A 13,482-nucleotide genomic window follows, 5' to 3' on the forward strand; every position below is an offset into this window, starting at 1 on the left:
GCAGTCTTGCAGTAATCGGCGTTGCTCCCGCCGATCGCCCTCCTTGATCCTGGTCATGGTCGCACGCTGTCAGTGCCGCGGTTCAGAGTTCAACCACACGAACAGACAAGGATCACTCAATGGGCAAGATCGCACTGGTCACGGGCGCCTCGCGGGGGATCGGACGGGCCATCGCGCAGCGACTGGCCGCCGACGGCGCGCTGGTGGCCGTCCACTACGGCGGCAACGAGCAGGCCGCGCGGGAGACCGTCGAGTTGATCGAGAAGGACGGCGGGCAGGCCTTTGCGGTTCGAGCCGAGCTGGGTGTTCCCGGCGACGTGGACACCCTCTTCGCCGCTCTGGAGACCGGGCTGCGCGCCCAGACGGGGCAGCTGCAACTGGACATCCTGGTCAACAACGCCGCGACCAACGTGGGCGGGCCGCTCGACACGATCACGCCCGAGGCGTTCGACCGGCTGATCGCGATCAACACCAAGGCCCCGCTCTTCATCATCCAGCGGGCACTGCCCCTGATCAACGACGGCGGCCGCATCATCAACATCTCCACCGCCGCGACCAGGATCGCGATGCCCGAGCAGCCGTACGTGATGAGCAAGGCCGCCGTGGAGGTGCTCGGCCGGTCGCTGGCCCACCAGGTCGGCGCCCGCGGGATCACCGTGAACACGGTCTCGCCCGGCCCGACGATGACCGACATGAACCCGTGGATGCTTGGCAACCCGCAGGTCCAGGAGATGGTAGGCAGCGGCAACGCGATCCCCAGGGTGGGCCGGGCCGCCGACATCGCCGACGTGGTCGGATTCCTAGCCTCAGAAGAGGGTCGCTGGGTGACCGGCCAGACCATCGACGCCTCGGGCGGCTGTTTCCTCGGGCCGAGGTTCTGACCTTGAACCGCTTTGGTCATGCCCTCCCCGTGTCACGGATCACCAATTGACCGCCAGACACCGGCCGTGGGCCGTCGCGTTGACGCTGATCTGCTCGGCCAGCATGCTGGCCCCCGGTCTGTGGGCGTTCTTCGCCCCGGAGTCGTTCATCGCGTTCGTCAACTACCACCCCTACAACGAGCACCTAACTCACGATGCCGGAGCGTTCCAGATCGGTATCGGCGCTGCTCTGATCTTCGCCCTGATCTGGCATGACGGTCTGGTTGCCGCGCTGGCTGGGTTTGCCGTCGCTGCCGGCCTGCACACGCTGTCGCACTACCTCGACCGGCACAGCGGCGGCCACAGCAGCGATGTCCCAACCCTCGGGCTGTTCGCTGTCCTGGCCCTGATTGCCATCTACCTACGTGTCCGCGGGAGCAAATCGTGAGAATCATCTTGGCCGGAGCAGGCGGCGCGATCGGGATCCCGCTCACCAGTGCGCTGATCAATGCGGGACACGAGGTCATCGCGCTGAGCCGTACCGCAAGCGGTGCGCCTGTCGGTGCCGAGCCGCTGGTCGCCGACGCGCTGGACCGTGATGGTCTCCAGCGTGCGGCGGCGGGTCGGCGCGCCGACGCGGTCATCCACCAGTTGACCGCGTTGAAGAAGGCGCCGATGCGGCATCGGGACATGGCCGCCACCAACCGGCTACGCGTCGACGGCACCGCCAACCTGATCGCGCTAGCCCAAGAGGTTGGCGCGACCAGGTTCCTCACGCAATCCATGATCTTCGGGTACGGCTATGGCGACCTCGGTCCCCGCCTGATCACCGAAGACGACCCGTTCGGTAGTCCGGGGCACGGGCCCTTCCAGGACCACATCAACGCCATGCGCTCCACCGAGCAGCAGGCTTTCGCCGCCGACGGCATCGAGGGCATCGCCCTGCGCTACGGCATCTTCTACGGCGCTGCAGGCGACCCCACCATCGACCAGGTACGGCGGGGCAAGCTGCCGGCGCCCAAGGGCGGCATCATGTCCCGCATCCACGTCGGCGACGCTGCGTCCGCCACCCTCGCCGCGCTGGAGCGGGGTCGTGGTGGCCAGGCGTACAACGTCGTCGACGACGAACCGGCGAGCTGGCGTGACTTCTACTGCGCGGTCGCCGAGGCCTACGGGGCGCGGGCGCCCAGGGCCGTGCCCGCGTGGCTGCTGAAGGCCACGCCGTACCTCCACGGGATCTTCACCGGCACTTACCGCATCTCCAACGCCAAGGCCAGGACCGAACTCGGCTGGACACCCGCCTATCCCACCTACCGTGACGGCATCCGGGCGATGGCGGAGGTCCGATGAGGCCGCGCGCCCTCTACATCGCGGTGAGGCATCCGAGTCAAAGGAGAGCACCATGACCACCACCGCCACGACCACCACGGCCACGCCTCGCGGCACCCGGCCGCCGCTGCTGATCCCCGTTCTGGTCTTCGCCGCGCTGAGCGTCGCCTACGTCGCCTTCAACCGCTCCACCCCGCAACCCGCCGCCACAGGCGCCGATGTCCTGGCGTACGCGCAGGCGAACGGCACCGCGATCAAGTGGGGCGCCTTCCTGCTGCTCGCCTCCGCGATCCCCCTGGCGCTGGTGGCGGCGGTACTCTACCGACGGCTGCGGGCCCTGAGCATCACCGCAGCGGCTTCGGCGCTCACCCTGGTCGGCGGAGTCCTCGCCGCCGCAGCGCTGACCATCAGCGCGATGTTCGCCTGGAGCGGCGGCCGCCTACCGGCCGACACCGGATCTGCGCTGCCGCGAGCTCTGGCCGATCTGTCGTTCCTGTTCGGCGGGCCCGCCTACGCGGTTGGCTTCGCCCTGCTCATCGTCGGGATCTCGTTGCCCGCCCTGTCGGCCGGTGTGCTGCCGCGCGCGGCTGCCTGGATCGGACTGGCGCTCGGCGCGGCGGGGATCCTGTCCGCGCTCACCCTGCTCGACCCTGCCTCCGCCTTCGGCTACCTGTTGCCGGTCGTCCGCTTCGGCGGCCTCATCTGGCTGGTGTTCGCCGCCGCCCTACTGCCGGGCACCCGCACCCCTGCGACCACCGCGTGAACGTCCTGCTCGCCGGCGCCACCGGCGCGATCGGCCGCCAGCTCATTCCCGCGCTGACGAAGGCCGGCCATCAAGTCACCGCGATCATCCGCAACCCCGGCAACCGAGAACGGGTGAAAGATCTCGGTGGCGACTCGCTCGTGGCCGACGTCCTGAACCGCGACCAACTCCTGAAGGCCGTCGACAGGATCTCCGCGCACGCCGTCCTGCACCAGGCGACCGCGCTGCGCGGCGCCTCACCCCGGCTGCGACCTGACGACCCCACCAACGCGCTGCGCTCCACCGGCACCACCCACCTGCTGCAGGTCGCCCAGGCGGTGGGCGCCACCCGGTTCGTCACCCAGTCGCTGATCACCGGATACGGCTACTTCGACCACGGCGATCGCGTACTCACCGAGGACGACCCGTTCGGACAGCAGCGCGGCACCTACGGCGACCCCGTCGTCGAAGGCTGCCGCTCCACCGAACAGCAGGTCCTCGCCGTCGACGGCATCGCCCTGCGTTACGGCATGTTCTACGGCCCGCATGCCTTCAGCGACAAGTTCGCCGACATGATGCGCAAACACCTGCCAATCCTCCCGGCAGGAGGCGGCGGGACCACGTCCTGGATCCACGTCGCCGACGCCGCCGAGGCCACCGTGGCCGCGCTGGAACGCGGCCGGCCCGGGCAGGCCTACAACATCGTCGACGACACCCCGATCACCTGGGGACAGTTCGCCGCAGTTGTCGCCACCGCGCACCACACCCCGCGCCCCAAGGCGATGCCCCGCTGGCTGCTGAAACTCACCGCCCCCTACCTGGCCTGCCTCATGGCCGACACCTCCATGCGCGTCTCACACGCCAAAGGCACCAGCGACCTGGGCTGGACACCCGCACACCCCTCCGTGCACGAAGGTCTGAAAAGGATCGCGACGTGAGCCTGACGCCCCGGCTGCTCTCTGCACAAATGGGTCTCCCGCCCGCGGGCGGGCAATAGTCAAGACCTGTGGAGGAAGGGATCACTGGTTCGCGACTCTCGCGGGCTCGACGTCGTCTGGGTGGGGTTCGCTGCGATCTCGATGAACTCGAGCGTCGAGAGGGTGCGCGAAAGGGACGTGCCGGGGCTCGCGCGGTGGTCTGAGGAGCGGGTCCACGAGGGGATGACCTACGACCTCTGGGTGGAGACGACCGTCCAGGCCGCGGAAGCATGCGCACATCAAATCGTGGCAGCCGCACGCTCACGTATATGTCCTTGATCGAGCCGACTACGACCCGATCACAAAGCGCGACACCGAGCCGGAACACGGTCGTGCCCGACATCCTGCGGCGGCGGGCCCGGACCGCTGTCGCGGTCCGGGCCCGGTCTCGTGCGGTTTACTTCGTGCCGGCCAGCTCAGGCTGCTGCTCCTCCTCCTTCACATCCTCGGCTGGGGCTGGAGCCGTTCCCGTCGGGCGTACATGCCGGAGGGTGGTCAGCGTCAGGACGACGGCTGCTACCGCCAGGGCGGCGGCGACGATTCCGACCACGTTGAGGCCGCTGGTGAACGCTGCCTTCGCGGCTTCGGCGAGTGGCCCGGCCGTCTCGGCGGGTAGGGACGCCGCTACTTCCAACGCCCCCGGCAGGGTCTCCCCGGCTTCGGCCGCCTGATCCGCGGTCAGGCCGCCGACCGCGTCATCGGCTTTGAGGCCGTAGACGAGCGAACCGACACTGCCGAGGATGGCCACGCCCAGGGCGGTGCCGAGGTCGCTCGCGGTGGAGCTCACGGCCGAGGCCGCGCCCGCCTTCTCCGGCGGGGCCGCGCCGACCACCAGGCCGGGTGCGAGCGCCATGGCCGGGGCGATACCCGGGTACAGGATGTAGAAGCCCGTGATGAGCAGCGGCAGCCCGCCGACGCTCTCCACCTGCGACATCAGGAGATAACCCACAGCGGACAGTACGAGTCCGGTGCTGATGATGTACGCGGGACGTACCTTCCTGGCGATGATCGGAGTGACCGTCGAGACGACCACCAAGACGATGGCGGCCGGGAGGATCCACAGTCCGGCCTCCAGCGGGGACTGGTCGGCGACCAGTTGCAGGTACTGCGTGAACAGCAGGTACACCCCGACGAGGGCGATCGCGGCGAGCATGTACATGCCCAGTGCGCCGGAGAAGGTGCGGTCCCGGAACAGCCGCATGTCCAGCAGCGGCGACTGCAGGCGCAGCTGGCGCCGGGTGAACACCACCGCGGAGACGACGCCGACGACCAGCGTGGCCACGGAGGTCGCGTTCACGCCGCTCTCGGCGAGCTGCTTGACGCCGTACACGAACGGCAGCATCGCGGCGAGGGAGAGCGCGACGCTCGGCAGGTCGACTCTTCCGGCGTTCGGATCGCGGTACTCGGGCACCAGGAGCGGCACGGCGACGAGGACCAAGGCCATGATCGGTACGCCGATCAGCAGGGCCGCGCCCCACCACAAGGACTCCAGGAGCAGGCCGCCGATGAGCGGGCCGAGCGCGACTCCGGCGGAGATGGACGAAGCCCACAGCCCGATGGCGACGGCCCTCTGGCGGGCGTCTCCGAACATGTGCGTGATCAGTGAGAGTGTCGCGGGCATGATCGCCGCAGCTCCCAGGCCCATCAGGGCCCGGCCGGCGATGAGCATTTCCGGGTTCGGCGCGTACGCCGAGAGGACGGAAGCGGCGCCGAACAGCGCGGCCCCGGCCAGTAGCAGCTTCCGGCGGCCCAACCGGTCGCCGAGCGTTCCCAGCGTGACCAGGAACCCGGCCATGATGAAGCCGTAGATGTCGTTGATCCACAGCACTTGCTCACTGCTGGGGCGTAGTTCCGCGGCTATGTACGGGGTGGCGAGGAACAGGACGGTCATCGCCAGGAACAGGAGCATGGTGGGCAGCAGGAGCACTGACAGGCCCAGCCATTGACGGATCCCCGCGCGGGGGGCGGTCGTGGTATGCATCGAATTGCCTTTCAGGGGTGAGTAATCAGGGGATGCCGCGGGATATATGCGGCCCGCGATCTCGGTGGGGTCAGTTGGCGGGGGCAGCGATGCCCTGTGCGAAGCCGCCGTCGACCGGTAGTTCGGCCGCAGTGGTGTACGTGGCGTCGAAAGCGAGGAAGAGGGCCGCCTTGGCGACCTCGTCGACCGTGCCGTGGCGTTTGAACGGCGTGGTCTCCTCGCCCTCCTTCTCGAACTCGGCGCGTTCGGCGTCGGTCAGCGTGGCGACGCCCATGGTCGGGGTCTTGATGTAGCCGGGCGCCACCGAGTTGACGCGAATGCGGCGCGGCAGGAACTCCGCGGCCAGCACTTTCGCGATGGCCTGCAGTGCCTCCTTGGAACCGGAGTAGCTGCTCAGACCTGGGTAGATCAGGTCGTTCGCCACCGTGGTCAGGACGAAGGCGCCCTCGTCGCGGACCAGCGGCGCCAGCGCCTTGACGGTGAACAGCGCGCCTTTGGTGTTGATGTCGAAATGCCGGTCGAAGGATGCCTCGGTGAGCTGGTCGAGCGTCTCGATCTCGGCGATGCCGTGGTTGAGGAAGACCGCGTCGATCGTGCCCAGCCGCTCCTTCGCCAGCTCGCCCAGTGCAGTGATGTCCGCCAGACTCGCCGCGTCCGAACGGACCACGTGGACCGCGCGGCCGGTCAGCCGGGTGCGGGCCGCCTCCAGCTTCTGCTCGTTCCGGCCCGTGGCGATCACGTCGGCGCCGCCGTCGAGCAGCGCCTCCACGATCGCCAGCCCCATCCCGTGGGTCCCGCCGGTGACGACCGCCTTCTTGCCTGTCAGTTCGCTCATCGCAGTCTCCTTGTAGACCGGAGACTCGATGCCTCCGCTTTGCCTGAGATCAACTCTGGAGCGGCCCGCTTGCGGTCGGCTGGAGCTTCGCTGGAGGTCCGCTTGCGGCGGCCCGGTTAAGGTTGCGCCATGCGATTCGGCGTACTCGGGCCCCTACTGGTGCAGTCCGCCGATGGCGACCCTGTCGCCGTGCCCGAGGCGAAGGTCCGGGCGCTCCTCGCGGCGCTGCTCACCGACCCGGGGCGGGTGGTCTCCGCCGACCGGCTCATCGATTTCCTCTGGGGGGACGCACCTCCCGCCGACCCGGGCGGCGCCGTACAGACCCGGGTGTCGCGGCTGCGGAAGGCGCTGGCGGCCGCGGGCGGCAAGGACCTAGTTGAGTACCGCGCCCGCGGCTACGCGCTGCGGGCGGCCCCCGAGATGATCGACGCCGGCCGCTTCACCGCCCTGACCGCCCAAGCCCGCCGGACCACTGACCTGCGCGAACGGAGCGCCCACCTCACCGCAGCCCTCAACCTGTGGCGCGGTGACGCCTTCGCCGACTTCGCCGATGAACTGTTCGTCCAACCGGCCGCCGCCCGCCTCGCCGAGCTGCGCCTCGCCGCGCACGAAGACCTCGCCCACACCCGCCTCGACCTCGGCGAGCACGCCGCGCTGGCCGCCGAACTCGGCGAACTCGTCGGCCGGCACCCCCGGCGCGAACGGCTTCGGTCCGTCCACATGCGCGCGCTCTACCTCGCCGGACGTCAGAGCGAAGCCCTCGACAGCTACCATGCGCTGCGCCGCCATCTTGGCGACGAACTCGGTGTCGACCCCGCCCCCGAACTCGTCGAGCTGTACGGCGAGATCCTGCGCCAGACGCCCGCCACCCACTTCACCGACGCCACCGTCGCCGCCGCGGAGGACGCGAACCGCGGCAACGTCCCGCGCGCCCTCGTCGAGCTGATCGGCCGCGACGAGGAACTCGCGCAACTGCGCGAGACCATGCGCGCCCACCGCCTCGTGACCCTCACCGGCACGGGCGGCGTCGGGAAGACCAGCCTCGCCCTCGCCGCCGCACGTGAACCGAGCCCCGAGCACCCGGACGGCACCTGGCTCGTGGAGCTCGCCGGGCAGGGTACGACCGCCGGCCCCGCCCAACTCGCCGACGCCGTCGCCGCGGTCCTGTACCTGCGCGACGACCAGCCCGGCATTCCCGACGATCCGGTCGGCCTGCTCTCATCGGCGTTGCGCGACAAGCGGATGCGGCTCGTCCTCGACAACTGCGAGCACGTCTCCGGCGCCGCCGCCGCGCTGGTCGAGACGCTGCTGCGCGAAGTACCCGGCCTCGCGGTCCTCACCACCAGCCAAGAGCCGCTCGCCGCAGCCGGGGAACGGCTCGTGACAGTGCCGCCGTTGACCGCCTCCAGCGCCGCCGCGCTGTTCACTGCACGCGCCGAGAACGCCGCCCCAGGCCTCGTCCTCGACGACACCGCCACAGTGGACGCCATCTGCCGCCATCTCGACGGCATTCCGCTCGCACTCGAACTCGCCGCCAATCGCGTTCGGGTGCTCGGCCTGCGCGAACTCGCCCAACGGCTCGACGACCGCCTCGGCCTGCTCACCAGCGGCCGCCGCGAGGCCCCCGCCCGGCAACAGACCCTCCGGGCAATGCTCGACTGGAGCTGGGACCTCCTGACCGCCTCCGAGCAGATCGTCCTGCGCCGCCTCGCCGTCCACGCCGACGGCTGCGCGCTCACGGCCGCCGAGGCCACCTGTACGGCGTACGGCGTCGAGCGCCGCGCCGTCCTCGACCTCCTCGCCCGCCTCGTCGACCGATCCCTCGTCAACGTGTCGTACGACGACGACGGTCCCCGGTACCGCCTCCTCGAGTCCGTGTCCGTCTATTGCGCCGAGAAACGCCGCGAACTCGGCGACGACGCCGAAGCGCGCGCCGCCCACGCCGCGTACTACACGGCGCTCGCCGAAGCCGCCGACGTTGGGCTCCGCGGCCACGCGCAGGACCGCTGGCGATGCGTCCTGGACACCGAGCACGCCAATCTGCGCGCCGCCGCCGACTTCGCCGCCGTACAGCCCGAGGCCGAACTGGAACTGCGTCTCGTCAACGCGCTCACCTGGCACTGGTTCCTCAGAGGACGACTCGCCGAACCGAAGCGGCTCCTAGCCGCCGCGCTGCGACGCGACCCCACCGCCGCCCCCGAGGCGTACGCGCGGGCCGCGGTCGCCGAGGCCGTCCTCAGACTCCAGTCCGGCGACACCGGCGTCCTCGCCGACGGCGCCCGAACCCGGCTCCTCGACCGCTTCGCCGACATCCACGATCCGCAGCTGCGAGCCCGCAGCCAATGGTTCCTCGCCCAGACCCTCACCAACTTCAGCGACCTCCACCTCGCCGACGACCTCGCCGATCGCGCGTACGCCGGTTTCGACGACGCCGACGACGACTGGGGACGGGCCGCGGTGGACTTCACCCGCGCCTACAACCTCTTCCACTGCAGCGAACTCGACGCCGCCGAAGCCAAAGCCGAACCCGCCCGAGCGCGGTTCGACCGCGTGGGCGACCGCTGGGGCCAAGCCCAGACTGCCGCCCTCCTCGGGCGACTCGCCGAGACCCGTGGCGACTATCCGCGGGCAGCCGCCCACCACCGGGAAGGACTCCGCGCCGCCGAGGAACTCGAACTGTGGCCTATGACCGCCATGATCCTCAGCGAACTCGGACGCATCGCCCTCCTCCAAGGCGACCTCGACCTCGCCGACGAACACCACCGGCGCGCCCAACGCATCGCCGTCGACCACGCCGACGTGCCCGCCCGCGAATACGCCGAGATCGGTCTCGCCCTCGCCGCGCGCCGCCGCGGCGACCTCGACACGGCCGAGGCCCACCTGCGCCGCTGGCACGAATGGAACCGGCAGCTCGACACCGAACTCGGCCTCACCTTCATCGCCGCCGAACGCGGCTTCACCGCCGAACTGCGGGGCGACCATGAAGTAGCGCTGGGCCATCACACCGAGAGCCTCCATGCCGCCCAGCGGATCGGCAATCCCCGCGCCGTCGCCCTCGCGCTCGAAGGACTCGCCGGAGCCCACTCCCTCGCGGGCCGCCTCGACCACGCCGCGCGCCTTCTCGGAGCCGCCACCGCCGCCCGTACCGCGCTCGGCGCTCCACTGCCACCGGCCGAAAGTGGCGACGTCGACCGCATCCGGGAGCGCCTGCGAAAGGCCCTCAGCGAGAACGACTTCGAGCGCCTCACCATCGAGGGCAAGGACCTCGACCTCTTCGACCCCGCCGCGGCCATCCCCCTGTGCCAGACTCAGGGAAACCATCCGAGCGCGAACCTTGGGGGCGGCCATGAGTGACCTCGACGACTTCCTCACGCCCACCTTGGCCCGCCAGACGGAAGCAGAACAAGCGCTGATCAACGGCGACCCGAGCCTGCGCCTGGCACTGACCTCGAGACATGACCCGCTGACCGTCTTCGGCGCGAAAGTGCCTGTTAGACAGGGATGGAAGGAAATCAGCGAGATCCTGGGCTGGCTGGCGACGCGCTGGTCCGACTCCACCGACTACCGCTTCGATGTTGTCGCGGCGGACGTCAGTGGCGACCTGGCGTACATCGTCGGCTTCGAACATGTCGCCAACTCTGTCGTCGGGGTCCCAGTGGAGCCATACACGCTGCGCGTCACGCACATCTTCCGCCGCGAGAATGGCGAGTGGAAGATCGCCCACCGTCACGCCGACTACGTCCCCATCGATCAAACCCTCGCCGGCCAAAGCCAAGCATGACTCCTTCACACCAGAGGCGTTTGGATTTAATTCGCGGCTCCCGCCGACGACGCCTCGTCGGCAAAGTGCCGCGATCATCTGGGGAGGTCAATCTCCTTCTGCGGGGGCAAAATCCGCCGCAGGTCCGGCGAATACCCTCCCCAAGCCCCGACGCTGCGGATGGACCGTTCGCCGGTATCGGGCGTGCGTAGCGTGAAGGGGGCGTCGACTCCCAGGGCGAAGTTGGAGTGCGAGGTCCTGCTGGGTCTTCGCGAGTGCGCGCAGCTTACTGAGGTTCACGCCGTGGTCGTCACCGTGTCTCTCGTTCACCTCGCGGGCCTTCGGATCCCCGAGCGCGGCCAGCTCGGCCATCACCTCGGCTACCGTCATCTCCGGCACCTCAGTCTCCTGTCCATCAGGAGATTCAGCCTAATTTGAGCGGAGGTTGCGTGATCAGGGGATGGAACACGTTCACCGGCGTCGTAATCATCACGACTGCACTGCTGCCGGTGGCCGCACTCGTGGTGTGGGCTCTGGCTCGCCGTCGGACTGCCAACGGCACCCCATCGGCGTGGCGCAGATCGTTGGCTGAGGTCGGCATCGTCTACGGGACGGTGCCGTGGGTGTGGATGATCCTGTTGCCGGGCAGCGGAGCCGGCGTCGTCCCCGGTCGGGTGAGCCTCGTACCGCTAACGGATCTGTTCACGATGTCGTCGGGCCAGGTCGTCGGCAACCTTCTGGTGTTCGCAGCGCTGGGGTTCTTTGCCCCGCTGCGGTTCGCGGCGCTGGCGTCCGTACTGCGGATCCTGGCGCTCGCGGCGGCCTGTTCGGTCCTGGTCGAGACAGCGCAGTACGTCCTGCAGCTGGATCGGGTGTCCTCTGTGGACGACGTACTGCTCAACGCCGCCGGCGCCGGACTGGCCGCGCTGGCGTCACGCCGCTGGTGGCGCGCAACGGCCACAGCACCAAACCCCGAACGCATACAGGCGTAACGACACGTCCGGTTGCAGTCGCCGGTCGATAGCGACGGTGACGGCAAGACGGACCTGATCCGGGTGGACCCGGCCGGGCGACTGCGTACGACGCCAAGCCCACTAGTGGTGGGCTCGCACCTCAAGCGGCGACCTTGGACAAGGTAGACCCTGTCCGAGGCCGCCGTTTGGTGTGCATGCCCACCACTAGTGGGCATGCCACGTCCCGGGGTCGCGATCGGGCCCTGCGGCATGCCCGGCGGGCGTCGCTGACACGGCCCGGAAGCCGTGTCAGGTGTATGGCGGGGGCGTGTCAGCGGTGGTCGCGAAGGTTGGCACATGACAAATTCTGCGATTGAAGTTTCAGGGCTGCGGAAGGCCTACGGGGACAAAGTCGTCCTCGATGGCATCGACCTGGAGGTTCGGGCCGGCACGGTGTTCTCGCTGCTCGGGCCGAACGGGGCAGGTAAGACGACGACGGTGAACCTGCTGACCACGCTGCTGCGGGCCGACGGTGGGACGGCGCACGTTGCCGGACATGACATCGCGACCGAAGCCAAGGCAGTGCGCAAGGTGATCGGGGTGACCGGTCAGTTCGCGGCGGTGGACGAGCTGCTGACCGGCCAGGAGAACCTCCAGCTGATGGTGGATCTCACCGGTGTGGCAAACGGCGAGCAGGTCATCGCGGAGTTGCTGGAACGGTTCGACCTCGCGGAGTCGGCGCAGAAGCTGGCGTCGACGTACTCCGGGGGGATGCGCCGCAAGCTGGACCTGGCGATGACGCTGGTCGGCAGCCCGCGGATCATCTTCCTGGACGAGCCGACGACCGGACTGGACCCGCGCAGTCGGCGCACGATGTGGTCGATCATCCGCGACCTGGTGGCCGACGGCGTGACCATCTTCCTCACCACCCAGTACCTCGAGGAAGCCGATCAGCTTGCCGACCGGATCGCGGTTCTCGACCAGGGCCGACTGGTTGCTCAGGGCACCCCCGAAGAGCTCAAGCGCCAGCTGCCCGGTACCCACGTCCGGCTCCGGTTCACCTCCGTCGCCGAACTCGACGCGGCCGCGCCTGTTTTCGCCGACTCCACCCGGGACGACGAAGCACTGACCCTGCGGATCCCCAGCGACGGCGGGACCAAGTCGCTGCGGGCCCTGCTGGACAAGCTCGACGAGCACGGCCTCAGCGCCGAAGAGTTCTCGGTCCACACCCCCGATCTCGATGACGTTTTCCTCGCCCTGACGGGCCACACCACGGAGGTAGTCGCGAAATGAGCACCACCAAGTCCCCCTCGCTGGTCATGCTGCGCCGCGACTTCAAGCACATCGCCCGGAACCCCACCTCGGTGTTCAACGCGGTGCTGATGCCGGTCGTAATGCTGTTCATGTTCGTCTACCTGCTCGGCGACGCATTCAGCGTCGGTGTCGATTACGTCGACTACGCGACGCCCGGAATGCTGCTGCTGGCCGTCTGCTACGGCCTGGGAGCCACCGCCACCGCGGTGAACTCGGACATGACGAAGGGCATCATCAACCGGTTCAAGGTGATGGACGTTCCCCGCTCCGCGGTGCTGACCGGTCACGTCGTCGCCAGCGTGCTGACCAACCTGGTCGCTGCCGCGGCCGTCGTCGGGGTCGCATTCGCACTGGGCTTCAACCCGTCGGCGAGCTTCGTCGACTGGCTCGCCGTGATCGGCTTCGTCGTACTGCTCGGTGCCGCGCTCGGTTGGCTCACGGTCGCCCTGGGACTGTTCGCGAAGTCGCCCGAAACGGCGGGTCTGGCCTCCGTGCCGCTGATCATGCTGCCGTTCTTCAGCAGCGCGATCGTCCCGGCGGACAAGATGGGCCCGGGCGTCCGGCAGTTCGCGGAGTACCAGCCCTTCACCCCGATCATCGAAACCCTGCGTGGATTCCTGAACGGAACTCCGGACACCAGCGACGCGATCATCGCCCTGGCCTGGTGCGTCGGGATCGGGCTCGTCGGCTACCTGTGGGCGTCTTCCACCTTCAAGAAGCGCGCCTGAGAG

13 protein-coding genes are annotated in these 13,482 nt (G+C 69.1%); 11 read left to right on the forward strand and 2 right to left on the reverse strand.

The features are described from left to right. The first annotated feature begins 119 nt into the window (after positions 1 to 119). The 6 genes from A3ES_RS0118930 (at position 120) to A3ES_RS57105 (ending at position 4,187) form a co-directional block, all read left to right on the forward strand. Positions 120 to 881, forward strand: a complete 762-nt coding sequence (locus tag A3ES_RS0118930) for an SDR family oxidoreductase (RefSeq protein ID WP_020388411.1) — start codon at positions 120 to 122, stop codon at positions 879 to 881. 46 nt (positions 882 to 927) lie between these two features. Continuing rightward, on the forward strand, positions 928 to 1,308 hold the full coding sequence (locus A3ES_RS0118935; protein WP_020388412.1) for a hypothetical protein: 381 nt from the start codon (positions 928 to 930) through the stop codon (positions 1,306 to 1,308). Beyond that, on the forward strand, positions 1,305 to 2,210 hold the full coding sequence (locus A3ES_RS0118940; protein WP_020388413.1) for an NAD-dependent epimerase/dehydratase family protein: 906 nt from the start codon (positions 1,305 to 1,307) through the stop codon (positions 2,208 to 2,210). The genes A3ES_RS0118935 and A3ES_RS0118940 overlap by 4 nt, the downstream gene beginning before the upstream one ends. A gap of 52 nt (positions 2,211 to 2,262) precedes the next feature. Next, entirely contained in the window at positions 2,263 to 2,952 is a 690-nt protein-coding gene (locus A3ES_RS0118945) for a hypothetical protein (protein ID WP_020388414.1), read from the forward strand. Further along, complete coding sequence (locus A3ES_RS0118950; RefSeq protein WP_020388415.1) at positions 2,949 to 3,869, forward strand: NAD-dependent epimerase/dehydratase family protein; 921 nt, start codon at positions 2,949 to 2,951, stop codon at positions 3,867 to 3,869. The genes A3ES_RS0118945 and A3ES_RS0118950 overlap by 4 nt, the downstream gene beginning before the upstream one ends. An 84-nt stretch (positions 3,870 to 3,953) precedes the next feature. Further along, positions 3,954 to 4,187: a phosphotransferase-like protein gene (locus A3ES_RS57105; RefSeq protein WP_420323148.1), complete on the forward strand. Its 234-nt coding sequence runs from the start codon at positions 3,954 to 3,956 to the stop codon at positions 4,185 to 4,187. Between the two features lie 118 nt (positions 4,188 to 4,305). Here A3ES_RS57105 and A3ES_RS0118955 read toward each other — a convergent pair whose 3' ends face one another. Continuing rightward, positions 4,306 to 5,889, reverse strand: coding sequence for an MFS transporter (locus tag A3ES_RS0118955; RefSeq protein WP_040454998.1), 1,584 nt, complete (start codon positions 5,887 to 5,889; stop codon positions 4,306 to 4,308). 70 nt (positions 5,890 to 5,959) lie between these two features. Beyond that, complete coding sequence (locus tag A3ES_RS0118960) at positions 5,960 to 6,724, reverse strand: SDR family oxidoreductase (protein ID WP_020388417.1); 765 nt, start codon at positions 6,722 to 6,724, stop codon at positions 5,960 to 5,962. Between the two features lie 129 nt (positions 6,725 to 6,853). Between A3ES_RS0118960 and A3ES_RS0118965 the strand changes: the two genes are divergently transcribed. The 5 genes from A3ES_RS0118965 to A3ES_RS0118990 all read left to right on the forward strand — a co-directional run bounded on the left by A3ES_RS0118965 (position 6,854) and on the right by A3ES_RS0118990 (position 13,479). Then, positions 6,854 to 10,078, forward strand: a complete 3,225-nt coding sequence (locus tag A3ES_RS0118965; protein ID WP_020388418.1) for an AfsR/SARP family transcriptional regulator — start codon at positions 6,854 to 6,856, stop codon at positions 10,076 to 10,078. After that, the gene (locus tag A3ES_RS0118970; protein ID WP_020388419.1) at positions 10,071 to 10,505 is read left to right on the forward strand and encodes a YybH family protein; all 435 of its coding nucleotides are present in this window, start codon (positions 10,071 to 10,073) and stop codon (positions 10,503 to 10,505) included. The genes A3ES_RS0118965 and A3ES_RS0118970 overlap by 8 nt, the downstream gene beginning before the upstream one ends. Before the next feature lie 428 nt (positions 10,506 to 10,933). Beyond that, on the forward strand, positions 10,934 to 11,476 hold the full coding sequence (locus tag A3ES_RS47605) for a VanZ family protein (RefSeq protein WP_020388421.1): 543 nt from the start codon (positions 10,934 to 10,936) through the stop codon (positions 11,474 to 11,476). 318 nt (positions 11,477 to 11,794) lie between these two features. Continuing rightward, positions 11,795 to 12,730: a daunorubicin resistance protein DrrA family ABC transporter ATP-binding protein gene (locus tag A3ES_RS0118985; RefSeq protein WP_020388422.1), complete on the forward strand. Its 936-nt coding sequence runs from the start codon at positions 11,795 to 11,797 to the stop codon at positions 12,728 to 12,730. After that, the gene (locus tag A3ES_RS0118990; protein ID WP_020388423.1) at positions 12,727 to 13,479 is read left to right on the forward strand and encodes an ABC transporter permease; all 753 of its coding nucleotides are present in this window, start codon (positions 12,727 to 12,729) and stop codon (positions 13,477 to 13,479) included. Before A3ES_RS0118985 ends, A3ES_RS0118990 begins: the two co-directional genes overlap by 4 nt. Positions 13,480 to 13,482 lie beyond the last annotated feature (3 nt).

Origin of the sequence: Kribbella catacumbae DSM 19601 (genome assembly GCF_000372465.1) — a bacterium.
Taxonomy (GTDB): domain Bacteria; phylum Actinomycetota; class Actinomycetes; order Propionibacteriales; family Kribbellaceae; genus Kribbella; species Kribbella catacumbae.